This window comes from Shinella lacus (assembly GCF_010994755.1).
GTDB lineage: Bacteria > Pseudomonadota > Alphaproteobacteria > Rhizobiales > Rhizobiaceae > Shinella > Shinella lacus.
In genome coordinates this window covers 395,689-419,619 of the sequence record NZ_WHSB02000001.1, presented here as the reverse complement: position 1 = coordinate 419,619, position 23,931 = coordinate 395,689, and the positions used below count along the sequence as shown (strand labels likewise).

The following is a 23,931-nucleotide window of genomic DNA, read 5'->3' as shown; positions in this document are numbered from 1 at the left end:
TCCGGCAGAAACGTCTCGGAGGAGGGGAAGATGCATCTCATCGTATTCTGCGACGGAACCTGGAACACGCCCGATCAACTGGAAGACGGGCTGCCGGCGCCGACCAATGTCGTGAAACTGCACCACGCGCTCGCACCTCTGGACGGGGCCGGCCGGGAACAGCGGGCCTATTACCATCCCGGCGTCGGCACCGACGGCGGTGTGTGGGATCGCCTTGCCGGCGGCGGCATGGGCGAGGGGCTCGATCGCAATATCATGAGCGCCTACAACTGGCTGGCGCGCACCTACGAGGACGGCGCACAGATCTGGCTCTTCGGCTTCAGCCGCGGCGCCTATACCGTGCGCAGCCTCGGCGGGATGATCTCCCGCTGCGGCCTGTTGAAGGCCGCGGGGCTGGAGGAAAAGGCGATCTGGGCCGCCATCGAGACGCTTTTCGAGAATTACCGCACGCCGGAAAAGACCGCAAAGCCCGTGACTGCGACGAAGCGCCTGCCGTTCCATGGCGTCGCGAGCGGCCAGAAATGCAAACATTCGATGCCGATCCACTGCATCGGCGTGTGGGATACGGTCGGCGCGCTCGGTGTGCCGGATGACCTGGCGCTGCTCAACCTACTGGACGACCCGGCCAAACACAGCTTTCACGACACGGAGCTGAGCCCGGTCGTCAAGAATGCCCGCCACGCCATCGCCATCGATGAGCGCCGCCAGAGCTTTACGCCGACGCTCTGGACGAATGTCGAGGATCGCCCGACGGTGCAGCAGATCTGGTTTCCGGGCGTGCATGCCGATGTCGGCGGCGGTTATGGCCGCAGCGGACTCTCCGACGGCGCGCTCGACTGGATGATCGAGGAGGTGCGGGCGCTGGGCCTGAATTTCCGCGAAAACATCCAGCAGCAGCTCGTCGCCGATCCGCTCGGCCTGCTGCACGATTCGGTGACCGGCGTGTTCAAGACCTTGCGGACCCGGCCGCGCAGCGTGCCGCTTTTCTCTGCAAGCAGCACGGAGCTGCACCGCTCCGCGCGCGATCGCCACGACAACCCGCCGCTCACGCAGGGCGACTACTGGAAGACCAAGCGCCTCGACAAGGGGCAGGAGGTGACGGTCGACGTTTTCGCGCGCGAACGGTGGAATTTTACCGGGCTCTTTCTGGAGGCCGGCGTCACCTACCGGTTTTCCGCCAAGGGCGAATGGATGGACGGCGAGATCACCTGCCCGCCCTCCGGCACCAATGACGGCAAATTCCACCTCGGCGAGGCCGTCCAGATCGCCTCGTCGATCTTCGGCAAGGGCGAGCAGCTCTTCACGAAGCTGACCGGCAATCACCAGGTGGATTTCTGGTACACCAAGCGCGCGGAGGACGCCCCCTGGTTCTCGCTGATCGGCATGGTCGCCAATGGCGTGCTGCCGGAAAAGAAGCCGGAGGACCGGCTCAGCTTCGCGCCGCACGAGGAGTTCGAAATCGGCACCGGCAAGGATTTCACGCCGAAGAAGAACGGCTACCTCTACGCCTTCGCCAACGACGCCTGGCAGACTTACGACAACAACCGCGGCAGCGTGCGGCTGACGGTCAAGCGGTAGCGTCCGGCTTTGCCGGCAGCATGGCGGCCCGATCGGCCGCCATGCCATCCGACATGCTAAAGCACGAGGATATCCGCCGAGGTCAGGCGCAGGCCATCGTCCAGGGTGGCGATGAGCTGGCGGGCGGCATCTCCGGAGCCGTCGGCGTCGTAATAGAGGGCGCCGGTCTTGTTGTCGTAGATTACCCGGTCACTGGCATCGACCTTGGCATTGCCGACGCCGATCGTCTTGAACAGCGCCGAGCTCAGCTTGCCGAGCGGGCCAAGGCCGGCGAAAACGTCCTTTTCCAGGCCGATCGTGTCGGCCGCGCGGTTGAAGTCGGTGATCGTGTCGCGGTTGGCCGCCGTCGGCCTGTTCATGAAAATGAAGGTGTCGTTTCCGCCGCCGCCGGTCAGGATGTCCTTGCCGGCGCCGCCATAGAGCTTGTCGTTGCCGGCGCCGGCCGACAGCCTGTCCGCGCCCGCGCCGCCATAGAGAAGGTCGTTGCCGCCGAGACCATTGAGGAGATCATTGCCGCCAAGGCCGCGCAGCGTGTTGGCGGCGGCGTTCCCGAGGATCGTATTGGCCGAGGCATTGCCGACGCCGGTGGCGGCCGTGCCGAGCAGCGTCAGCTTCTCGTGGTAGCGCCCGAGCGTGTGGGAGATGGAGGACATGACGAGGTCGATGCCGTCGTCGTAATAGTCCCATTCGAACGTGTCACCCGCGCCGAAGACATAGGTGTCGTTGCCGCCGCTGGCGCAGCGATAGATATCGGCGCCCGCGCCGCCGTCGTAGACGTCGTTGCCCGTGCCTCCGTTGAGAACGTCGTTGCCGGCGCCGCCGTATAGCCGGTCGTTGCCGGAGAAGCCGAACAGCTGGTCGTTGCCATTGCCGCCATAGAGCAGGTCCGCTCCGTCTCCGCTCGCCGTGGCATAGTAGCCGCCGCCCTCGATATAGTCGTCGCCGTCACCGCCATAGATGACGTCCGCGCCGTTGCCGCCGGCGAGATCGTCGTTGCCACCGGCACCGTTGAGCTGGTCGTTGTCGTCGCCGCCGTCCATCTCGTCACTGCCGGCGCTGCCATAGAGCCGGTCGTTGCCGGCATCGCCGAACAGCGTGTTGCGGACGGTTTCGAAGGTCATGTCGTTCTGGAGGCCCGCCCAGAGCACGTCGTTGCCGTTCCCGCCGCGCAGGGCGTCCGTACCGCTGCCGCCGACCAGCAGGTCGTTGCCCGTGCCGCCTTCCAGCCGGTCGCCGCCGGCCTGGCCGTAGATGCGGTCGCCACCGGCGTCACCATAGAGCACGTCGGCGGCGCCGTTCTCGCTGGTCTGCCAGTTCGGTTCGTCCTCGCCGCAATCGCCGTAGATGATGTCGTTGCCGTCGCCGCCATAGGCGGTGTCGCCTTCTGTGTGATCGTCGCCGTTGTTGTAGATGTCGCCGAAGATCAGGTCGTCGCCGCCAAGACCGCGCAGCGCGCTGTCGCTGTAATTGTCATATGTGCCGTCGCTGAGCACCAGCGCGGTGCCCCACAGGATGTCGTTGCCGCCAGTACCGTTGATGTTGCCGTTTGGATCGCGTGCCATGATGTCCCTCGTTTTTCTCGCCAGGAGCGATGGGCACGAACTTACATGCCCTTACGTCACGCTGGCTTGGGGAGGGTCTCAGGGTTTTGGGATACTCGCGGCGGTCTCAGTTCGAGACGATGCTTTGGCGGATGTCCGACGGCGTCGCCTGAAAACGTCGGCGAAAAACCTGGTTGAACCAGGAAATATCGCCGAAACCGACCATCAGCGCGATGGCGGCGATGGTGTGGTGCCGGAAGCCGGGATCGCCCAGCAGCCCATGCACATGGTCGAGCCGCTCGGCCGTCACATGGTCGGTGAAGCTGGTACCTTCCTCATAGAATAGCGCCCGCACATAGGGCACACTGATGCCGTGACGCCGGGCGAGCCATTCGAGGGAGAGGCGCGGATCGCACAGATGGACGGCGATATCGGCCTTGATCGCCTGCAGGCGTGCGGCGCGCACGCCGTTCCTGCGGGCCTGCTGCCCGCTGTCGCGCTTTGCGCCCAGCATCAGCACCGCAAGGTCAACAAGGTGCGCGGCGAAGACCGCCTGGTCCGCCTCCGGAATATCGACATGGTTGTGCAGCAGCGAAACGGCGTAGCTGTTGAGAAGATGGGCGGCGGGATCGCGGAGCGAGCGCGTCTTGAGGAGGTTGTCGCTGGAGGAAATGCGATCGACGACAAGGCGGCGCGGAATGGCGATGCTGAGGCAGGAACTGCGCTCGGCGACGGTGGTCACCGTCGTGCGGTCGCGCCGCATCACATTGACGTCGCCCGGCCGGATGTAGAGGTCCTCGCCCCGCGCATCATGCACGCCATTGCCGCCGGCGACGCTCAGATAGAGCAGGTCTTCCTCGTCGGACGGGGTGACGAGTGTCACGGGCGTCGTGTTGGCAAAGGCGATATGCACATCGCCGACGCCACGCAGCGCCACGTCGATCTCAACCGGCCCCTCGCCATGAAAATCGAGGCCGGTGCGCACATGCCCGTTATAAACCGCCTCGACAAGCTCCCGGCGCAGGTTTTCGGCCGTATCGCGCGTGGAGAACTGAACAACGGACATAACGACCCCAAGCAAAGGTGGATTGTTCGACCTGCGATGCACAGACTAAGCAGGGCGAGGCAGCAAGATCAAGACGTCCGGTACAGTGTCTCTATTCTCGCCGGCGCTCTCGTGGCTCCGTCGTTCCGGTGACATTAACGTGAGCGGTCGTGAATTGCTCTACTCTCAGGTGAGCATCGCACGGAACCTCGGATCCATGCGATGCGCATTGTTGATGTTCCGTCAGGACGCCGGACAGACTGCGCCGGTGTCCACCCAGGCCTGGATGATCTTGCCGAACTCTTCTTGTGTGCCCGGCACGGGTTCGCGGCCTTCGCCCGGATCCCATCCCCAGCCGACGAGGTCGTCATGGGCCATGTGTTCGACCATCTCGGCCATGGTCTTGTCACCGTTGCGTTTGGGGTCCTTCAACTGTTCGCAGATCTGGCGGAGCGTCTTGCCCTCCCAGGCCATCTCGATCGGTGCGAGATGCCAGGCGGGGTTGCCGGGGATGCTCTTCAGCGTATCCGCCTGGCCGACGACCGGCGTGTTCTCCGCGCTGTGGCAGGTGTTGCACTGCATGCCCACCAGACCCATGCCGCCATCGCCGCGGAAGACCGGCGGTTGGTGCGGATGCATCGTCATATCCTGCAAGGGACGGTCCGTCGCCGGATGACAGTTGACGCATCGCGGATGCTGGATGACCTTGCCGGCCTCTTCGAAGAGGGCGATCGAGCGGGCGCGTTCGTCGGAAATTGACTGGAACGTTTCCGCCGGCTGCAAGGCGTTGGGGTTCTGGGCAACGGAGGCGGGGGCGAGCGCGAGGCCCGCGCCCACGATGAGACAGTGCGCAAGAACGCCCGAAAACAGGAGCTTGATTTTCATCTGACGGTATCCCTCACGAGGAAATAAGGCTGACGATGGGAAGCTGGCGAACGGGGGCGTTCGTCAGCTTTCGCCACGCATTGGCGACCGCCGGTCCTATGGGCGGCACGCCGGGTTCGCCGACACCGGTCGGGCTTTCCGCCGACTTGATGATCTCCACCGCGACGTCGGGCATCTCGTTGATACGGATCGACCGATAGTCGTGGAAATTCGACTGCATGATCTTTCCGCCCTTGCCGAGCATGACCGCATCGAAGAGCACGGCGCCCAACCCGTAGCCGATGCCGCCCTCCATCTGTGCCTTGATGATGTTGGGATTGACCGCGACGCCGCAATCGACCGCGCACCAGACCTTGTGCACGCGCGGCGCGCCATCGGAGCCGACCGAGACTTCCGCCACTTGGGCGACGAACGAACCGAAGCTTTCGACGACCGCAACACCGCGCGCCCGCCCCTCCGGTGGCGTCGCCCCCCAGTCCGCCATCTCCGCCGCCTTGCGCAGCACGCCGGCATGGCGCGAGTCTTTATCGAGCAGCGCCAGCCGCCCTTCCACCGGATCGCGGCTCACGCGGGTCAGCAACTCGTCGACGAAGGTTTCCACCGCAAAGCCGGTATGGGTATGGCCGACCGAGCGCCACCAGAGCGGTGGGATCGGCAGCGTGATGTTATGCGAGGTGACCTTGAGGTTGGGGATCTGGTAGGGGAGGTTGGACGCACCCTCCACTGATGTCGAGTCGAGATCGGCCTTGGCCATGATCGACTGGCCGACGATGATCTGCTCCCAGGCGGTGATCCGCCCCTCCGCGTCGATCGCGCCGCGCATCCTGTGGGCATACATCGGGCGGTAGAAGCCGCCCTGGATATCGTCTTCCCGGGTCCACATATGCTTGAGCGGCCGGTCGCCGCCGATTGCGGCATAGACCATCGCCGCCTCCTGCATATAGGGCGAGCCGAACTGCGCCTTGCGGCCGAAACTGCCACCGGCGAGCTGGGTGTTCACGCGGACCTTCGTCTCGTCGAGCTTGAGGATCTCGGCCGCTACCTGCTGGTCGAAGCCGGGAAACTGCGCGCCGTTATAGATGTCGACCGAGCCGTCCGCCGCCTTGATGAACACCGCATCGAGCGGCTCCATCGGAGCATGCGCGAGGAAGGGAAAGACGATGTCCGCCTCGATGGTCTGGAGCCCTTCCTGCTGGAAGGCCGTCGCGACATTGCCGGTATTCGTCGCCTCGATGCCGGGCTTGGCAAACTGGCGGGCATATTCGGCGGCGAGTTCGCTGGAGGAGCGGGTTTCCGCCTTGCTGAGATCCCATTCGATTTTGAGCGCGTCACGGCCCTTCAGGGCGGTGAAGGTGTTGTCGGCGTAGACGGCAATCCCCTGCGGGATCTGCTTGACGTCGACCACACCCTTGACCTTGTGTGCCTCGCTGTCGTCGAAGGATTTCACCGTGGCGCCGAAATGCTTGGGGTGGGCGACCACGGCGATCAGCAGGTTGTCCGGCGTGATGTCCAGCGTGAAGATCGCCGTGCCATTGATCTTCTCGCGGGTGTCGAGCTTCGGCAGATCGGTGCCGATCAGCACGAAGTCCTTGGGGTCCTTGAGTTTCGGATCCTGGGGCACAACCTGTCCCTTCGCCTTCTCCGCAAAGGCGCCAAAGCCACTTTCCTTGCCCGACGCGGCGTGCCGCATGCGACCCTTTTCGACCGTGATCTCGGCTGCCGGCACGTTCCATTCCTGGGCGGCTGCGGCCACCAGCATTGCCCGCGCCGTGGCGCCGGCCTTGCGCATCTGCTCATAGGCATTGGCGATTGAGCTCGACCCGCCGGTGCCTTGCAGCCCGAAGGCGAGGTTTGCATAGATCTTGTTGTCGGTCGGCGAATGGACCGCCCGCATCTGGCTCCAGTCGGCGTCGAGTTCCTCGGCCACCAGCGTGGCGAGCCCCGTGAACGGCCCCTGTCCGAACTCGATGTGCTTCGACAGGATGGTCACGGTATCGTCCGTGCCGATCTTCACGAAGGCGTTGAGCGGCAGGAGCTCCGAGCTTCCGCCAGCGGGCGTGCCGGTCGGCGATGCCCGCAGCATCTTCGGCGCAATTGCCACGCCGATGACGAGGCCGACGCCGGCGAGGAAACCGCGGCGGGTGGATGGGATTTCGTGGATGGTCATGGCTCAACCCTCCATCGCGTCGGCAGCGTTGTGGATCGCCGCTCGAATGCGATGATAGGTGGCACATCGACAGATATTTCCGGTCATGGCGCCGTCGATCTCGTCGTCGCTGGGTTTCGGCACCATCTGGAGGAGGGCGACCGCCGACATGATCTGCCCGGATTGACAGTAGCCGCATTGCGGCACGTCGAGCCCGGCCCAGGCGGTCTGGATGGCCTCGGCCTCCTTGCCGGAGATGCCTTCGATCGTCACGACGTCAGAGCCTTCGATCGTCGCGATCGGGGTGATGCAGGAGCGGCGCGTCATGCCGTCCAGATGCACCGTGCAGGCGCCGCACTGCGCGACGCCGCAGCCATATTTCGTGCCGGTCAGTTTCTCGAAATCGCGGATCACCCAGAGCAGTGGCGTGTCGGGGTCTCCGGTGAACGAGCGTTGTTTTCCATTGAGGGTGAAGGTCACCATGTCCATGCATCCTTCCAGCAAGGAGCCGCGGGGCGGGGCTCATATTTCAAAGAGGTATGGCGTCAGTCGACGATGGAAAGGGACTGACGGAAGAGGCAATCAAACCAGTCAATCGGCATAGTATCGGCCGATCAAATCAAATGCGTGTGACGCGAGGGGCAGGGGTGAGGCCGCGACCCCGACGCGGTCGAACGCGCAGGATCGATATTTGTTCCTGAAGACCGGGCCGCTGCTTCCTTGATTATGACAGGGAATTGCTGGATTCAGTTGTAACAATTGTAATATTTAACGGAGTATGAATTAGTGAGTGGCAAAATAAACAGGATTTACGAAGCCCTGATCGAGGGAGCGGAGACGGGTTTGTCGGGTGACGAGCTGTTCAAGCATGTGGCGAGCCACTGTCCCAATGCGAGCAGCAAGAAGATCGTGAAGGCCTCGCTTCTCGCCCTTTCGGATCCGGACCTGAAAGACGCCAACATCCTTCAGGTCGTCTATGCGCTGGCGATAAAGCACCGGCTCGACCCCGTGTCCAAGGGCGACCTGGAAGATACGGAAGAGCCTTCGGCCGACAAGGCCCAAATCAAAGAGCGCAAGCAAGCATGAGGCCCTGAGCCGGCGAACGCGATGCCGGCTCCCTCACCGCCGCGCCAGATTGGCGTGCCAAACCGGGCTGATGTGGGCGAAATCCAGCGCCTTCGCATGGCCTTGAATCATCTCCAGCACCCGCGGCGGCGTCAGCGGCAGCTCCGCCACCGGCCTTCCTGTCGCGCGCGCAACGGCGCAGGCAATGGTGGCGCCGACATTCAGGATCGGTATTTCGCCCGCACCCTTGGCACCCAGTGGGCCGATAGATGGGGCACCCTCGTGCAGCACGATCTCGACCGGCAGCACGTCTTGCGCGAGCGGCAGGAGATAGTGCTCGAAGCCGGACTGCTCCATGGAGCCGTGCTCGTCAATGGTGATATTTTCGTGCAGCGCATAGCCGAGACCCTGGGTGACGCCACCCTGGATCTGGCTCCTGATCGCGCGCGGATTGATGGCGACGCCGACATCCTGAACCACCCTGTAGCTCAAGACGTCGACATGGCCCGTATCCGGATCGACGGCGACCTCGCAGTCGTGCACGGTGAAGATCGGGATATCGATGGCATCGATGAAGTGGCCTGCGGCGCAGCCGGGCAGGGATGGCACGCCGGGCGCCGTGAAATTGCCGGTGCCGGACATGGGGCCGAAGAGTTCTTCCGCGCGCTGGACGACTGCGGCGATCGTCATGCCGCTACCGGGACGGCCGGCGATCTCGACGCGTCCACCCCGGAGCGCCAGGCCCGATGGGGGCGTTTGCAGCATTTCGGAGGCGATCTCCAGGATCTGCTCGCGGATCTTCTCCGCGGCCATCTTGCTGGCGGAGCCGATGGAGACCGTGGTGCGCCCGCCGCCGACACCGAGATCGCGGCCGGAAGCGTCGGTATCGGCGGTCTTGACGATCACGTCTGCGGGATGAATGCCGAGAATCCCCGCCACGATCTGCGGCAGCGACTGGACCATCGTGCCGGACCCGATCTCGACGCCGGAGGTGACGAGCGTCGCGGAGCCATCCGCATTGAGGTTGATGGTTGCCGCCGACGGGCCGACGAAGACGAACCAGGTGCCGACCGTGGTGGCACGTCCATAGAGCCGGCCATCGGCCGGGTCCCGCCTCTCCGCGCCGGCACTGATCGCCTCCATTCGCTCCAGCATGGGGCGCAGCACGTCGCCCTGAAACACCTGCCCCGTGGCGCCGATATCGCCATCGCCGAGCACGTTTTGCTTGCGGAACTCCATGGGGTCCATGCCGATCGCCGCGCAGATATTGTCGGTGTGGCGTTCAAGAAAGAAGGTGTTGTAGACGCCGTTGCAGGCGCGGAAGGCGCCGTTTGGTGGCGTGTTGGTATAGACCGCGCGGCTGTTGAGCTTTACCGCGCCCAGCCGGTAATTGCCGCCGAGCGTATGGGCGGTCATGGTGGAGAGGAAGATCTGCTCGCCGCCATAGGCGCCGCAATCCATCAGCACGGTCGCCTCCCGGCCGACGATTTCTCCATCGGGTGTTACGGCGGAGCGGATGCGGACCTCGGCATTCTCCCGGCAGAGGCAGGAGAGGAATTCTTCCTCCCGCGAATTGCAGAGCGAGACGGTTTTCCCGGTTTTTCGCGCGAGGAGGGCCGCGACCGGCTCGATGGTGCAGTCGAATTTCAAGCCGAACCCGCCGCCGACGGCGGGCACCGTGACGCGGACGCGCGAGGCGGCAGCGCCCAGCACCTTGGCGGTCACGTTGCGCACCGTCCAGGGCACCTGGGTCGAGCACTGGATGTGGAACCGGCCGTCTTCGTAGCTGGCGATGGCGCAGCGCGGTTCGAAGGGTACATGGCTCTGGCGGCCGACGCGGAAACAGTCGTCGACGACGGTGACGTCCGGGCGGGCGAAGGCCGCGTCCGTATCCCCGCGCGTGACATGGGCTTCCCAGGCGACGTTGCCGGCGCGCGGCGCGCCCTCCTTCAGGAGTTCGTAGCGCTGCCAGTCCGGGTGGATGAGGGGGGCGTGTTCGTCCAAGGCTTCGGCCATGGTCAAGACTGCGGGCAGGAGCTCGGTCCTCACCAGCACGGCTCTCGCGGCCGCGTGTGCGATTTCCAGCGTGTCGGCCGCGATCGCTGCGATCGGCTCGCCGTGATAGCGTATGAGGTCGCTTGCAAACAGCGGATGGTCGGCCACGCCGATGCCGTGCAGGCCCGGCGCATCCGCATGGGTGACGATCGCCCGCACGCCCTTCATTGCCAGCGCCTTCGAGCAGTCGATCTCCAGAATGCGGGCGGATGCCACATCGGAGCGCACCTGCACGGCGTGCAGCATGTCCGCGCCGATATTGTCGATCGTGTAGCGGGTGCGGCCGGTGAGCTTGTCCTGCGCGTCGCGCCGGGGCAGGTCCATCACCACGGAGGCGAGATCGGTCACAGCGTTCATCGGCCGGACACCTTTCGCATGTCCTGGATCGACAGGACGGCATCGACGATGCGCTCGTAGCCGGTGCATCGACAGATATTTCCCGAAAGCGCCGCCTTCACCTCACCCCGGCTGGGCGCGGGGTTGGTTTCCAGAAACGCCGTCAGCGTCATCACCATCCCGGGAAAACACATGCCGCATTGCACCACGTCATGGTCGATGAAGGCCTGCTGCACCGGATTGGGCGTCTCGAAATGGGCAAGGCCCTCGATGGTGACGATGCTGCGGCCGTCGAGCATGCCGATAGGTCTGAGGCAGGACGGAACGGCCTCGCCATCGACCAGGACGGTGCAGGCACCGCAAAAACCTTCGCGGCAGACCGCCTTGGCGCCCGTCAGGCGACAGCTATCGCGCAGCACATCCAGCAGCGCCGTCCGAGGATCGGCCGTGACGGTGCGGACCTCTCCGTTGATGGTCAGTTCGATGGTCATGATGCCCTCGTTTCGTAGTCGGTCCGGATGGTTTCGAAGGCGCGGCGCAGGAGGACGGGCAGGACGCTGGTGCGATACCAGCCGGGCGCATCGACGGCATCGCGTCCGGTGAAATCGGCAATGAGGTCTCGTGCCGCGGTCTCCGTGAGCGCGGGGTCCACGGGCTGGCCTTCCAGCGCCTGCTCCAGGTTTTGCCAGCGGCGAGGGGCGGCCTCGACGGCGCCGACGCCGATGCGCGCATCATGAATCCTGCCCCTATCGTCGACCGCTATGGAGACGCTGGCGATGGCACAGGGATAATCGCCCGCCTTGCGCATCGGCAGACGCTCGTGGGCACTCAACCGTACCGTTCGCGGAACGATGATGCGCGTCACGAGCCAGGGCAGTTCGCGGCTTTTCCGGCTTTCGAGAAAGGCCAGCACCGGCAGCCACTCCAGCCCTGCCTTGTCGCGCACCTCGATCTGGGCGTCGAGGCTCAGGAGGGCCGGCGCGAAGTCGGAGGCGGCGAAGGCGGCAGTGCAGATATTGCCGCCGATCGTCGCGATGCGCCGGACACCGGGATTGGCGGAGCGGGCGCTCGCCCGCTTGAGCGCCTTGAGATCTGGATTCGGCGGAAGTTTCTGCGCGAGCGCGTCATGGGTGGCGAGCGGGCCGATCGATACCGCTTCGTCGGTGACGTCGATGCGCTGAAAACCCTCGATGCCCGAGAGGGCGACGTAGACCGGCGCCATTACCTCATGCCGCAGCGGGCTTCGCATCACCCAGGTGGCCCCGGCGACGGGGATGGCGTCAGGCCCGGCGGCGGCGAGATCGTTCAGCGCTTCGTCGACCGATCGCGGGAAGGTCATCCTTGGTCGTGATGGTTCCGTCAGCATGGCCAGTTCACCCGTTTCGTTTCGCAAAAAGGTAGCCGGGTGATGGACGGCCGCATGCAGGAAAGCGCACGATTTCATGGAGGAAAGCGCGATGCCATTGCCGCGTGGATGTTTGCGTGCCCCGGCATCCTTTGTTACCCTTCGATCCTGGCTCCCCAACGGAGGATGGCGGATAGATGGCAGCGGGCGCGGGTCGATCGGTCGATGACGGTCTCGCCGATTGGCAGCAGAGGGTTTCTGCGGCCTATTTTCCGCTCGTCACCGAGGGACGCCGGGGGAAGAATTTTCGCGGGCGGCTGGATATGTGGCAGCTTGGCCTCGTCAGCGCCACGCGCATCGATTGCGACGCAGTGCTCTATCGCCGGACAGCCCATCACCTGCGCGAGGAGCGGGAAAGCGCTTTCCTGATCTCCATCCCCGGATCTGCCGAGGTGACCTTCCACCAGAGCGCGCGCCAGGCGCAGTGTCGGCCCGGCGGTTTCGTCATCGAGCGCAGCGACGCGCCTTACGAATATTGGCATGAGACGCCCGATGTGCAGTGGGTGGCGAAAATCCCGCGCGACAGCGTGCGGGCACGCATCGGCTCCTTCGAAAAATTCCTCGGCCTGAGCATGGATGCCCGCTCGGGCATCGCCTCCTATTTCCTGTCGAGCCTGTCCTCGGCCGTCACCCATGCGGATGCGATGGATGAGACCGCCCGGGCGCTTGCGGGCGAACACCTGATCGAGGTTCTCTGTCTGGCGCTGCTTGCCGGCGAGCGGGCGCTCGACAGTTCGGAATCCGCCGTCCGCCGTGCGCATCTCCACCGCGCGGAAACCTTCATCCGCAAGAATCTCAAGAATCCCGGTCTTTCGGCGGGCATGGTGGCGGAGGCGTGCGGTATTTCGCTGCGCTACCTGCAACAGCTTTTCGAAGGCACGGGCTTCACCGCCAGCGGCTATATCCGCGAATGCCGGCTGGTGCGCTCGGATGAGGACCTGCGCCGCGGTGCCGATACGATCACCACGATCGCCTATCGGTGGGGGTTTTCCGACCAGGCCCAGTTCAGCCGCCACTATCGTGCCCGCTTCGGCCTCACGCCCAGCGAGGCGCGTCACGGCGTTGCCGCTTCCTCGATCAGCCAGTTGATGAAGTAACCGACCTCTGCGGTTTCGCGTTTCGCCTCGGCGCAGATGCAATAGTAGTTGTGCACGGCCGGCACGCTGAGCTGCAACGGCTGCACGAGGCGGCCTTCATCGAGATCGCGGGCGGACACGACTTCGTCGCTGAGTGCGACGCCAAAACCGTCTCGCGCAGCTTGAAGGACAATGCCGAAATCGTCGAAATAGACGTCCGACTCGCCCATATAGGCGATGCCGGCTTCGGCCTGCCAGCGCCGCCATTGCGAGCCGTCATCCTCGTGCAGCAGCCGGTGATAGGCGAGGTCGGAGGGCTGGCGGATGGCGTTCGGCCCGCGCAGGAGCTGCGGGCTGCAAACCGGCGTCATGTGGATGCCATGCAGCAGGCGCCACCAGAAGCCCGGCCACGGCGGCACCCCATAGACGATCGCGACATCCGTCTTGCGCCAGTCGACACCGTGGAAATGGCTGGAGGTGACGACCTTCAACTGGAAATTCGGGCTTTCCGCCATGAAGGTGAACAGCCGTGTGGCAAGCCAGGCGACGCCGTGCACCTGTGGGATGGAGATGGTGAGGGACTGCCGCGCCGCCCCGCCATATTTATGCGCCGAGAGTTGGCGCACGCCGGTGTGGATCGCGTCCATGGCGCTTGCCACCGAGCGCTGGAGTTGGCTTCCGCTCGGCGTCAAAGCCAGTTGCCGGCCGCGTTTTTGAAAAAGGTCGACGCCGAGTGCCACCTGGAGCGCGCGGATCTGCTGGCTGACGGCGCCCGGCGTCACATGCAGCTCCGCCGCCGCCGCACTGACATTGCCGAGCCGCGCGACGCTTTCGAAGACGCGGAAGGCATGAAGGGGTGGTAGCGCCATCGGTTTCTTCCTTCAATTGCTGTTCAACGGATCAGGCATTCTGCTCGCGGCCCGGGCGCAACTGCTCGACCACCCGGTCGGCCAGAGCGCGCAGGACCGGGTCGTTCGCGCGGTCAACGGGGCAGACGATGTAATATTCCCGCGCCGCATTGATCGTGGTGGAGAACGGCTGGATGAGCCGCCCTTCGCTCAGATAGTTTCGCGTCAGCACATCCGAGACCAGCGCCACGCCGCGGCCCTGGACGGCAGACGCAATCGCCTGCGCCACCGAAGTCACCCGCACGCGGGTATTACCCTCAAGGCCGATGCGCGCGGCAACGGACCATTTTGCCCATTCCCCGCCGTCGTCTTCATGCAGCAGCGCGACGGAACTCAGCTTCCTGTCGCGATTGCGCAGGTCGAGCCGCGGAAACAATGTCGGCGAGCACACGGCGCAGAGCCGGACTTCGCTGAGCGAGCGCCAGTATTTTCCGGTGAAGGGCGGGTTGTCGTAGACGACAGCCAGGTCGTTTTCCTCCCAGTCCACGTCCGCGGCGGTGATTGCCTCGTTGATGGTGAGATTGGCGATGCCGTGCGATTGCGCAAAATCGACGATCGTCGCCGTCAGCCAGGCAATCCCGAGCGCGGTCGGCACGGAGACCGAGAGGGAGGTGGGCTGGTCGCCGGCGGTTATTTTCCGCGATGCCCGCGTCGCCGTGCCGAGCTGTCCGAGCGATATGGCGACGGCCTGCGAAAAATCCCTGCCCGCCTGCGTGAGGGCGACATTCCGGCCCGACTTCTGGAACAGGATGATGCCCGTCGCATCGCTCAGTTTCTTCAACTGCAACGAAATCGCGCTCGGGCTGAGGTTCAGTTCCTCCGCCGCATGCCGCACCCCGCCAAGGCGCGCGGTCGCTTCGAAAGCGGGCAGATATTGCAGGTAGGGCGGGAGGCGGCTCATCTGGATATCCAATTTATCGTTTAGCTTTATAGAACGATATAGGTGATTTTAAATTGATTTTTTCAAACTGTTAAGAGTGCTATCCCATCGACAAAGAGGAGCTTGTTCATGATCTCGGCAAAACCATTCGACTACCCCTATGACGGCAATCTCGATGCGCGCAAAACGGCGCTGATCGTCATCGACCTGCAAGAGGATTTTCTCTCCACCACGGGGTATTTCGCCCTGCAGGGTTATGATCCCGCACCGCTGCGCGCGATCCTTCCCGCGGTAAACCAGCTCATCACCGCCTGCCGCGAGGCTGGCATCCAGATCATCCATACGCGGCAGGGTTATCGCGGGGACCTCGCGGACATGACACCTTACGAAAAATGGCGCCGGCAGCGGTCGGGCCTGGAGGGCACCACCGCGCTGCTGCGCTCCAGCCCCGGCTTCCAGATCGTTCCCGAACTCGACGTGCGCCCGCAGGACATCATCGTCGACAAGACCTGCAACGGCGCCTTCACCTACACCGATTTCGAGCATGTTCTGCGCGCGCAGGGCATCACCCATCTGCTGTTCACCGGCTGCACGACGGATGTCTGCGTTCACACCACGCTGCGCGAAGCCTGCGATCGGAATTTCCAGTGCCTGACCATCTCGGACGCCTGCGCCAGCGGCGATCAATATGCCCATGAGGCGGCCCTCCACATGGTCACCGTCGAGAACGGAATTTTTGGCGCACTCACCGACACGGCGGCCGTGCTTGAAGGCCTGAAAAAGCTGGGAAATTCCACGACATGAGCGAGACCCAGAAATACGTTTCCCTGATGCGCCTCACGCAAAAGGGCCTCGCCGAGCTGACCGACAGCGCCAAGCGCCGGAAGATCAGTGAGGACCGCGTGGCGGCGCTCGGCGGGCGGTCGATCGCCTTTTACGCCCTGCTCGGGACCTATGATTTCATGCAGGTTTTCGAGATGCCGAGCAATGAAGCGATGATGCAATACGTGCTCACGGCGCGCCGCGATGGCCATGTCGAGCCGCTCATCCTGCCCGCGTTCGACACCGAGATTTACGGCCAGATCCTCAACGCGGTGGGTTAGTCCAATCGTTTAGTTTTTCTGCGCATTTGCAGCGAAAACATTTAGCTTGTCTGCAAAAGGCCTTCGTATACGACTTCACAAAACGTCAATGCAAGAAGCCAAAAACAAGGGAACACGACCATGATGAAAGCAAAACTGGGAATAAAAACCTCTCTTCTGGCAGGCGCGATGCTTGCCAGCATACTCGGCGCGGGCACGGCTCTTTCCGCCGACAATAAGCCCGATTTCGTATCGGGCGGCGTCCTGAAAGTCTGCACCAGCGGCGAATTCCCGCCGATGGAATATTATGAGAATCCGGGCGACAAGGATCTCGTCGGTTTCGAAATCGACGTCATCGACGCGATCGCCAAGGGTTGGGGCGCAAATGCGGAATATGTCGTCGGCGACTTCAAGGGCCTGCTGCCGTCGCTCGATTCCAAGCGTTGCGACCTGGTCGCAAGCGGCATCCTGATCACGCCGGCTCGCCTCGAAAAATACGATGGCATTCCGTATTTCAGCTCACACATCGTGATGGTTACGGCGGCAAGCGACACGGAGACGAAAGTCCCCGCCGATGTCAGCGGCAAGGTGATGGCGATCGAAGCCGGCACGTCCTACGAAAAGATGGTCGCCGATCTTAACGCCGAACTCGAAGCCGCTGGCAAGGCGGCGATCCAGGCGCAGACCTATCCCTCCGCCTCCGGTGTCATCGAGCAGATTCTCGTCGGCCGCGCCACCGCGACGATCACGCAGGATACGACGGCCGCCTATCGCATGCTTCAGGTGCCAGGCCGGCTGGCCATTCCCTATACCTATGAGCAAAGCGAAAACTACGGCATCTACCTGCGCAAGAGCGATGGCGACCGGCAGATGCTGAAAGAGGCGATCGAGGCTTTGCAGGCGAGCGGCGAGATGAAGACGCTGCTTGAGAAATGGAAGTTGCCGGAAACGGCGACCGACGTTTCCCACGACGTCAACTGACGACAGGACGGATCGCGTTGTTCCAGCTCGACCTCTTCCTGCAGGCGATCTTCAGTGCTCCCCTTTTCCAGGGGGCACTCCTGACAATCGGCCTCTCGCTGTGCGTCATGGCCGTCTCCCTCGTGCTCGGCATGGGGCTCGGCTCCATGGCGGGCTCGCCGCGGCGCTCCGTCCGATGGCTGGTCACGCTCTATGTCTGGCTTTTCCGCGGCGCACCCGCACTGCTCGTGCTCTTGTTCGTGTGGAACGGCCTGCCGCAGATCTCCGAAATCTTTCGCGCCGGCTGGTTCACGCCCTTCGTCGCGGCCTTTCTGGCGCTGTCGCTGATCCAGATCGCCTATCTGGCGGAAATCCTGCGCAGCGCCTTTGCCGCCGTGGGGCGTGGGCAGCAGGAGGGTGCGGCTGCGCTTGGCATGCATCGCTGGCAGATTTTTCTGGTCATCACCATGCCGCAAGCGCTCCGGATTGCGGTTCCTTCGTTGATGAACGAGTTCATCTCGCTGTTGAAGACCACGTCGCTTGCGACCGTGATCTCGCTCAAGGAACTGATGACCGTCTCGCAGTTCGCGATCGCAACGAGCTTCCGGTTTCTCGAATGGTATGGCGCAGCGCTCGTCTACTACCTCGTCATCGTCTCGGTGCTGACACTCGCCCAGAACCGCATCGAACATGTGCTTTCGCGCGGCTATCGCTGATCGCCGCAAACCCACGGGTCGGATATGAACACGCAAACCGCAATTCAGGTTGCCGGCGTCAACAAATGGTATGGCGCCTTCCAGGTCCTCAAGGGCATCGATCTCACCGTGCGCAAGGGCGAACGCATCGTCATCTGCGGCCCCTCCGGCTCCGGCAAATCGACGCTGATCCGCTGCATGAACCGTCTGGAGGTGCACCAGGAAGGCTCGATTATCGTCAACGGCATTGAGCTCACCAGCCAGCTCAAGCGCATCGACCGCGTGCGAAGCGATGTCGGCATGGTCTTCCAGCACTTCAACCTGTTCCCGCACCTGACGGTTCTGGAAAACTGCACGGTCGCCCAACGCTGGGTGCGCAAGCTGCCGAAAAAGCAGGCGACAGAGATCGCCATGAAATATCTGGAGCGCGTGCACATTCCGGAAAAGGCCGATAAATATCCGGGCCAGCTTTCCGGTGGCCAGCAGCAGCGCGTCGCCATCGCGCGTGCCCTTTGCATGAACCCCTGCATCATGCTGTTCGACGAGCCGACCTCGGCGCTTGACCCCGAAATGGTCAAGGAGGTGCTGGACACGATGATCTCGCTTGCCGCCGATGGCATGACGATGGTCTGTGTTACGCACGAGATGAATTTCGCGCGCGAGGTCGCCAGCGAAGTGGTCTTCATGGATGGCGGCCAGATCATCGAGCGCAACAAGCCCGACATCCTGTTTTCCGCGCCGACGCATGAGCGCACGAAGCGCTTCCTCGGCAAGCTGCTGCATTGAGCGAGGCCATCGTGAACAACACGGACTGGTTTTTAAAGGAAGCGATCTCGGATCGGCTCACCCGGATCTGCGAGCCGCATGTCCATAAATTCTTCCGGGCCAACATGTTCCACGTCACCGGCCGGGACGCCGACCTCGTCATCGATTTCGGCATGGGTCTCGCCAACCTCAGAAGCGAGTTGCACATCCCTCCGGGCAAACCGGTTTTCGCGGTCGCGACGCACGTTCACGTCGATCATATCGGGTCGTTCCACGAATTCGAGACCCGGCTGGGTCACAAGGCCGAAGCCGAGGCCTTCGCGCGCATGCCGGATGCGGACACGCTGGCCGGCTATTTTCGCACGCAGCCGGACGCCCTGACCGCGGTGCCCCCCACGGGCGTGACGCCGGAAGCCCATAAAATCCCACCCGCACCGCTAACCACGATCCTGGCGGAGAACGACGTCATCGACATCGGCGACGCCTGCTACACTGTCCTGCATCTTCCCGGGCATTCTCCAGGCTCCATCGGCCTGCTTGACCAGAAGACCGGCACCTTTTTTAGCGGCGATGCGATCTACCAGGGCGGCCTCGTGGATGACCTGCCGGGGTGTGACAGGGGCGTTTATCGCGAGACGATGGCACGGCTGTCAGATCTCGATGTCCATGTGGTGCATGGCGGCCATGGCGCGGAATTCGGCAGGAGCCGCATGCAGGAAATTGCGCGGGGCTATCTTGCCGCAACGTCCGCCGCAGAATGATGCAAACCTTCCCTCATCAGTGCCGCTCCGCTGAAAAAGCGGCATGGTCCTTGTCATGCAGGGCGAAACGGTCGAGCATATGTGTACTCGCCTCGTTGGCGCCGATCACCGAGACATCGACGCCCAGCCGGCGATATTTGAGCACGACCTTGTCGAGTGCGCCGACCGCAGTGATGTCCCACAGATGGGCCTCCGTGACGTCGATCGTCACCTTTCGCAGCGGCTCGGCGAAGTCGAAGGCCGCCGTGAAACTTTCCGCGGAGGCGAAGAAGACCTGGCCTGCCACGTGGTAGGTGCGTTCGGTTTCGTCCACATTCAGCACTGAACGGCCGCGGAAGAGTTTTGCCACCTTGCCGGCAAAGAACACGCCGGACAGCAGCACGCCGACGAGCACGCCCTTGGCCAGATCATGCGTACCGACCACGGTTGCCACCGTCGCCAGCATGACGATGGAGGAGGGCAGCGGATTGCGGCGGAGATCCAGGATCGACCGCCAGGAGAAGGTGCCGATCGAGACCATGATCATCACGGCAACGAGCGCCGCCATCGGGATGATGCGAACGAGGTCGTCGAGCACGAGGATGAGGAACAGCAGGAAGGCGCCGGCCACGAGGGTGGACAGGCGTCCGCGTCCGCCCGAGCTGGCATTGATCACCGACTGGCCGATCATCGCGCAACCGCCCATGCCGCCGATCAGGCCGGAGGCGATGTTGCTTGCGCCTTGCCCGATGCATTCCTGGCTCTTGGAACTGGGCGTATCCGTCATGTTATCGACGATCTGCGCGGTCAGCAGCGATTCGAGCAGGCCGACCGCCGCGAGCGCCACCGAATAGGGGAAGATGATCTGCAAGGTCTCGAAGGTCAGCGGCACCTGCGGCAGCGCGAAGACCGGCAGCGCCGAGGGTAGCGCGCCGAGATCGCCAACGGTGCGGATGTCCATGCCGCCCCAATAGGCGAGGCCGGTAAGCACCAGGATCGCCACGAGCGGCGAGGGGATGGCCTTGGTGAGGTAGGGAAAGAGATAGATGATCGCGAGGCCGGCGGCGATCATCGCATAGGTCAGTCCCGGCACGCCGATGAGCTCCGGCAATTGCGCCATGAAGATAAGGATCGCCAGCGCATTGACGAAGCCCGTGATGACCGAGCGAGAGACGAAGCGCATCACGCGCCCGAGTTTCAGGAAGCCGGCCGCGATCTGGATGAGCCCCATCAGAAGCGTGGCGGCAAAGAGATATTGGAGGCCGTGCTCCTTGACGAGCGTGACCATGAGCACCGCGGTCGCCGCTGTCGCCGCCGAAATCATGCCCGGCCGGCCGCCGAGGAAGGCGGAAACGCAGGCGATGGCAAAGGAGGCAAAGAGCCCGACCTTCGGATCGACGCCGGCGATAACTGAAAAGCCGATGGCTTCGGGAATGAGCGCAAGCGCCACAACGATGCCGGAGAGAATATCGGCGCGGATGTTCGAGAACCACTCGCGCTTGTAGGTCGTCAGATTGAACATGGAAATTCCGCAAGAGTAGCATCCAGGCCGGAGGACATCCGGCATGTGAACTGGTTTGATGCTTTTGCGTTGTCTGGCGGATCGGCGGCCAGAAGAGCCACCCGGAGTTTCACCGGGTCCGTGGTGAGTGGGCTCGTTATATAAGAGGCTGCGCGCGGGTCAACGGTGATTTGTACACTGTTGACCCGCGTACCCGTTCAGCCGAACGTCACGAGATTGAGCGCCGGCAGCCTCGGCTGACCGGCAAAGGCGGTCATGGCTCGCGATAGAGGATCATGCCCCCATGGTGCAGCACGCCGTCGATAAAGTCGCCGTCTGCGGTGAAGCCCGTATCGTCCCAATAGTCGATATGGTTGCCGGTCACGGCATAACGCCCCTGATAGGCGCTCTTGCGCGCGCCGCGCGCTTCGTCATAGCGCCCGTTGGGCAGCAGTTCGTGGCGGACGTGGCCGTCTTCGGTGACCCACATGCCGACATAGGGATGCGTTTGCGTGTTCATGTTCGCCTCTGCGGAGGTGTGGTGGAAAAGTGCGGAAGCGAGCGTCGCTCCAGCGAGATGGAGAAGGGAGCGGCGGCGCATCAGGGCGCCGCCTTCGTCGGCCGCACGACGATCTCGTTGACGTCGACATCATCCGGCTGCTCGATGGCGAAGCGCACGGCGCGGCCGATGGCGTCCGGCTGGAGCGCGATGGCGCGATAGGTCTTCATGGCCTCAACCGCCACCGGATCGGTGATGGTGCCGGCAAGCTCGCTTTCCACCACGCCGGGATGGATGCAGGTGACACGGATATCATCCCGCTCCTGGCGCAAGCCGTCCGAGATGGCGCGCACGGCATATTTGGTGGCGCAGTAGACCGCTGCGGTGGGCGACACTGCCAAGGCGCCGATCGAGGCTATATTGATCACATGGCCCGCACGGCGCGCGGTCATTTCAGGCAGCACGGCCGCGATGCCGTAAAGCACGCCCTTGATGTTGACGTCGACCATCTGGTCCCACTCGTCGACCTTCAGGGAGGCCATCAGCGACAGCGGCATGACGCCGGCATTGTTGACGATAACGTCGATCCGGCCGTAAACGGCGCGTGCTGCCTCGACGAAGGCGACGAAATCCGCGCGGTCCGTCACATCGAGCCGGCGGGTTTCGACGATCCCGCCCTTGGCCCTGATCTCGTCGGCAAGGCCCGACAGGCGATCGGTTCGGCGCGCGCCGAGCATGAGCTTCATGCCGGCCACGCCCAGTTCACGCGCTATGCCGGCGCCGATGCCGCTGGACGCGCCGGTGATGAGAACGACTTTGGACATTTTGATTTCCTTTCCGGTGACGCTCGAAAGGCGTTCGAGCGTGGGAAGGAAATTTAGCGATCATCCATTGTCGCGATAAGTCATCCAGTGATTTCCACGTTGGGAAGATTTTCTAACCAATTCTTTTTGCTTGAATGCTTTTGTGTCTGAGAAAGCCATTGTCAATTACGAAAGAAAAGCCGCCATGAAGAGCAGCATGGCAGCGCTGAGCAGCAGGCCGACGGCCAGGTTTACGAGGGGACGGGCTTCGAACGTCGCCTTTCGATAGGGAAGGTGGGCGTGCTTGTTCTTATCCATGTCGCTACTCCTGTTAAGTGCACAGGATGTACGAACGCGACCCCTGCTTCAGTAGGTGGCCGAATGTGAGCAGTGTGGTTAGATTTCTTGGACAATCAGCCCGGTCAGCGGAGGTTTTGTACGTGCCTGACCAGGGCGCGCAGCTTCGGGGCGACGTTGCGGCGGCTTGGATAATAGAGGTAGAAACCGGGGAAGCCGGCACAGAAATCCCCCAGGATGGGGATGAGTTCGCCGCGCTCGATGGCGGCGCGATAACTTTCCTGCATGCCGAAACTGATCCCGGCTCCGGCGATGGCGAGTTTTATCATCAGGGCCATGTCGTTGGTGGTGATCTCGGGTGAGACGGCGACGCTGAAATCCTTGCCGTCCTCCGTGAACTCCCAGCGATAGGGTGCCGCCTTCGGCGCCGGCCGCCAGCCGATGCAGCGGAAACCGGGAAGCTCGCGCGGGTGGGCGGGGATGCCGAACCGGTCGCGAAAAGCCGGCGCGCAGACGGCGATCTGCCGCTCTTCGCCGGCAATGGGCACGGCGATCATGTCCTGCTCGATCACCTCGCCGAGCCGCACGCCGGCATCGTATCCGGCCGCGACAATATCGAATTCCTCGTCCGTCACGGTGATGTCGAGCTGGATTTCCGGGTTTTCCTCTGCAAAGGCCGCCAGCATGTCGCCGCAGAGAAAGCGGTCGGCGATAGACGAAACGGCCAGCCGCAATTGCCCGCGCGGCGGGCCGCGCAGGTTCACGGTCACCTCGACCGCCGCGCGCATGTCGGCGATGGCCGGCGCCACTTCATTGTAAAGCCGTTCCCCCGCTTCCGTTAGGTTGACGCTGCGCGTGGTGCGCTGGACGAGCGCTATGCCGAGCGCGCCCTCCAGGCGCGCGATCGTCTGGCTGACCGCCGAGCGGGAGACGCCTAGGCGGTCTGCCGCCGCACGAAAATTCTTCTCTTCGGCGACCAGGGCGAAGATCGCGAGCGCGTTGAAATCGGCATCCATTGGTTAGCAGTTCTTTCCAGGGAAGAAAGGAATGGCAAACTTATCACAACAATGGCGCGCGTCTATCCTCGTGGTCATGCCAACCAACGATCGGAGAAACAAGACGATGACATTTCTTTCCAGCATTTCCCTCGCCGGCGCCACGATCGCGCTGTCCCTTGGCGGGCCGGCGGCGGTCGCCGTCGCCGAAACGACCGAACGCCGCTTGCAGCGCGGCGAGACCGTGATCCGGGACCTGAACCTCGGGGCCCCGCAGCCCACGCTGGAGCGCATGCGGCAGGAATTTCCGTTTTTGGCGGAGGCGACGCAGGCCTACGCGCTCGGCGATGTCTGGTCGCGGCCCGGCCTCGACAACCGAACGCGGCAGATCGCCGCCGTCGCCACGTTCGCCGCCATGGGCGAGACCGCTTTCATGAAGATCCACGCCGAATACGCCCTCAACATCGGCGTCTCCGAGGATGAACTCAAGGAGGTCGTCTACATGATCACGGTCCCGGCCGGTTTCCCACGCGCCATCGCCGCCTCGCAGGTGTTGTCGGATCTGTTTGCAGAGCGCACAGCGTCGGGCGAGCAGCCGGACGGTGGCGGAAAATGACCCGCGTCTCTGGGTTTGCCGTCTAGACAATCTCTAGATCGATCCCCTCCTCGAACCC

Annotated in this window: 25 protein-coding genes and 1 other annotated feature; of the genes, 10 read left to right on the top strand and 15 right to left on the bottom strand. The window is 63.5% G+C overall.

Annotation, left to right across the window (positions count from 1 at the left end):
* Nucleotides 1–30: 30 nt before the first annotated feature.
* The gene (locus GB927_RS01940; protein WP_256114851.1) at nt 31–1,578 is read left to right on the top strand and encodes a T6SS phospholipase effector Tle1-like catalytic domain-containing protein; all 1,548 of its coding nucleotides are present in this window, start codon (nt 31–33) and stop codon (nt 1,576–1,578) included.
* Nucleotides 1,579–1,634: 56 nt separating this feature from the next.
* On the opposite strand, the gene GB927_RS01935 is transcribed toward GB927_RS01940, so the two are convergent.
* The 5 genes from GB927_RS01935 to GB927_RS01915 form a co-directional block, all read right to left on the bottom strand.
* A complete protein-coding gene (locus GB927_RS01935; RefSeq protein WP_256114849.1) occupies nt 1,635–3,140 on the bottom strand; it encodes a calcium-binding protein in 1,506 nt (501 codons plus the stop codon).
* Nucleotides 3,141–3,246: 106 nt separating this feature from the next.
* On the bottom strand, nt 3,247–4,185 hold the full coding sequence (locus tag GB927_RS01930; protein WP_256114848.1) for an AraC family transcriptional regulator: 939 nt from the start codon (nt 4,183–4,185) through the stop codon (nt 3,247–3,249).
* A gap of 222 nt (nt 4,186–4,407) precedes the next feature.
* A complete protein-coding gene (locus GB927_RS01925; protein WP_256114847.1) occupies nt 4,408–5,049 on the bottom strand; it encodes an Isoquinoline 1-oxidoreductase subunit in 642 nt (213 codons plus the stop codon).
* 13 nt (nt 5,050–5,062) lie between these two features.
* Entirely contained in the window at nt 5,063–7,216 is a 2,154-nt protein-coding gene (locus GB927_RS01920; RefSeq protein ID WP_256114846.1) for a xanthine dehydrogenase family protein molybdopterin-binding subunit, read from the bottom strand.
* 3 nt (nt 7,217–7,219) lie between these two features.
* Nucleotides 7,220–7,678 carry a (2Fe-2S)-binding protein gene (locus tag GB927_RS01915; protein WP_256114845.1) on the bottom strand — a complete coding sequence of 153 codons (459 nt, stop codon included), beginning with the start codon at nt 7,676–7,678 and terminating at the stop codon, nt 7,220–7,222.
* Nucleotides 7,679–7,981: 303 nt separating this feature from the next.
* On the opposite strand from GB927_RS01915, the gene GB927_RS01910 reads away from it, so the two are divergent.
* The gene (locus GB927_RS01910; RefSeq protein WP_256114844.1) at nt 7,982–8,281 is read left to right on the top strand and encodes a hypothetical protein; all 300 of its coding nucleotides are present in this window, start codon (nt 7,982–7,984) and stop codon (nt 8,279–8,281) included.
* A gap of 33 nt (nt 8,282–8,314) precedes the next feature.
* On the opposite strand, the gene GB927_RS01905 is transcribed toward GB927_RS01910, so the two are convergent.
* From GB927_RS01905 to GB927_RS01895, 3 genes are read right to left on the bottom strand one after another with little or no spacing between them, the layout of a single operon-like run.
* Nucleotides 8,315–10,672 carry a xanthine dehydrogenase family protein molybdopterin-binding subunit gene (locus GB927_RS01905; RefSeq protein ID WP_256114843.1) on the bottom strand — a complete coding sequence of 786 codons (2,358 nt, stop codon included), beginning with the start codon at nt 10,670–10,672 and terminating at the stop codon, nt 8,315–8,317.
* Entirely contained in the window at nt 10,669–11,142 is a 474-nt protein-coding gene (locus tag GB927_RS01900; protein WP_256114842.1) for a (2Fe-2S)-binding protein, read from the bottom strand. Before GB927_RS01900 ends, GB927_RS01905 begins: the two co-directional genes overlap by 4 nt.
* The gene (locus GB927_RS01895) at nt 11,139–11,990 is read right to left on the bottom strand and encodes an FAD binding domain-containing protein (RefSeq protein ID WP_256114841.1); all 852 of its coding nucleotides are present in this window, start codon (nt 11,988–11,990) and stop codon (nt 11,139–11,141) included. The genes GB927_RS01900 and GB927_RS01895 overlap by 4 nt, the downstream gene beginning before the upstream one ends.
* 203 nt (nt 11,991–12,193) lie before the next feature.
* On the opposite strand from GB927_RS01895, the gene GB927_RS01890 reads away from it, so the two are divergent.
* A complete protein-coding gene (locus tag GB927_RS01890; RefSeq protein WP_256114840.1) occupies nt 12,194–13,153 on the top strand; it encodes an AraC-like ligand-binding domain-containing protein in 960 nt (319 codons plus the stop codon).
* Here the strand turns inward: GB927_RS01890 and GB927_RS01885 are convergent.
* The gene (locus GB927_RS01885; RefSeq protein WP_256114839.1) at nt 13,111–14,001 is read right to left on the bottom strand and encodes a LysR substrate-binding domain-containing protein; all 891 of its coding nucleotides are present in this window, start codon (nt 13,999–14,001) and stop codon (nt 13,111–13,113) included. The two genes, GB927_RS01890 and GB927_RS01885, sit on opposite strands and share 43 nt — an antisense overlap.
* A 31-nt stretch (nt 14,002–14,032) precedes the next feature.
* Entirely contained in the window at nt 14,033–14,941 is a 909-nt protein-coding gene (locus tag GB927_RS01880; RefSeq protein ID WP_256114838.1) for a LysR substrate-binding domain-containing protein, read from the bottom strand.
* A 108-nt stretch (nt 14,942–15,049) separates the two neighbouring features.
* Between GB927_RS01880 and GB927_RS01875 the strand changes: the two genes are divergently transcribed.
* The 6 genes from GB927_RS01875 to GB927_RS01850 all read left to right on the top strand — a co-directional run bounded on the left by GB927_RS01875 (nt 15,050) and on the right by GB927_RS01850 (nt 19,183).
* Nucleotides 15,050–15,724: a cysteine hydrolase family protein gene (locus tag GB927_RS01875; protein ID WP_256114836.1), complete on the top strand. Its 675-nt coding sequence runs from the start codon at nt 15,050–15,052 to the stop codon at nt 15,722–15,724.
* The gene (locus GB927_RS01870) at nt 15,721–16,023 is read left to right on the top strand and encodes a GYD domain-containing protein (RefSeq protein WP_256114835.1); all 303 of its coding nucleotides are present in this window, start codon (nt 15,721–15,723) and stop codon (nt 16,021–16,023) included. Before GB927_RS01875 ends, GB927_RS01870 begins: the two co-directional genes overlap by 4 nt.
* A gap of 120 nt (nt 16,024–16,143) precedes the next feature.
* On the top strand, nt 16,144–16,983 hold the full coding sequence (locus tag GB927_RS01865) for a transporter substrate-binding domain-containing protein (protein WP_256114834.1): 840 nt from the start codon (nt 16,144–16,146) through the stop codon (nt 16,981–16,983).
* A 17-nt stretch (nt 16,984–17,000) separates the two neighbouring features.
* Nucleotides 17,001–17,678, top strand: coding sequence for an amino acid ABC transporter permease (locus tag GB927_RS01860; RefSeq protein ID WP_256114833.1), 678 nt, complete (start codon nt 17,001–17,003; stop codon nt 17,676–17,678).
* Between the two features lie 24 nt (nt 17,679–17,702).
* Nucleotides 17,703–18,443, top strand: a complete 741-nt coding sequence (locus GB927_RS01855; RefSeq protein ID WP_256114832.1) for an amino acid ABC transporter ATP-binding protein — start codon at nt 17,703–17,705, stop codon at nt 18,441–18,443.
* Between the two features lie 11 nt (nt 18,444–18,454).
* The gene (locus GB927_RS01850) at nt 18,455–19,183 is read left to right on the top strand and encodes an MBL fold metallo-hydrolase (protein WP_256114831.1); all 729 of its coding nucleotides are present in this window, start codon (nt 18,455–18,457) and stop codon (nt 19,181–19,183) included.
* 16 nt (nt 19,184–19,199) lie between these two features.
* On the opposite strand, the gene GB927_RS01845 is transcribed toward GB927_RS01850, so the two are convergent.
* The 5 genes from GB927_RS01845 to GB927_RS01825 all read right to left on the bottom strand — a co-directional run bounded on the left by GB927_RS01845 (nt 19,200) and on the right by GB927_RS01825 (nt 23,278).
* Complete coding sequence (locus GB927_RS01845) at nt 19,200–20,684, bottom strand: SulP family inorganic anion transporter (RefSeq protein WP_256114830.1); 1,485 nt, start codon at nt 20,682–20,684, stop codon at nt 19,200–19,202.
* 67 nt (nt 20,685–20,751) lie between these two features.
* Nucleotides 20,752–20,807, bottom strand: a sequence feature (sul1 is cis-regulatory element that is thought to sense ions involved in sulfur or methionine metabolism; They are found in Alphaproteobacteria).
* A 130-nt stretch (nt 20,808–20,937) separates the two neighbouring features.
* Entirely contained in the window at nt 20,938–21,264 is a 327-nt protein-coding gene (locus tag GB927_RS01840; protein ID WP_369431616.1) for an Atu4866 domain-containing protein, read from the bottom strand.
* Entirely contained in the window at nt 21,264–21,992 is a 729-nt protein-coding gene (locus GB927_RS01835; protein WP_256115403.1) for an SDR family oxidoreductase, read from the bottom strand. The genes GB927_RS01840 and GB927_RS01835 overlap by 1 nt, the downstream gene beginning before the upstream one ends.
* 159 nt (nt 21,993–22,151) lie before the next feature.
* Nucleotides 22,152–22,283, bottom strand: a complete 132-nt coding sequence (locus GB927_RS01830; protein ID WP_256114827.1) for a hypothetical protein — start codon at nt 22,281–22,283, stop codon at nt 22,152–22,154.
* A 104-nt stretch (nt 22,284–22,387) separates the two neighbouring features.
* Nucleotides 22,388–23,278 carry a LysR family transcriptional regulator gene (locus GB927_RS01825; RefSeq protein ID WP_256114826.1) on the bottom strand — a complete coding sequence of 297 codons (891 nt, stop codon included), beginning with the start codon at nt 23,276–23,278 and terminating at the stop codon, nt 22,388–22,390.
* Nucleotides 23,279–23,384: 106 nt separating this feature from the next.
* On the opposite strand from GB927_RS01825, the gene GB927_RS01820 reads away from it, so the two are divergent.
* Complete coding sequence (locus GB927_RS01820; protein ID WP_256114825.1) at nt 23,385–23,873, top strand: carboxymuconolactone decarboxylase family protein; 489 nt, start codon at nt 23,385–23,387, stop codon at nt 23,871–23,873.
* Nucleotides 23,874–23,931 lie beyond the last annotated feature (58 nt).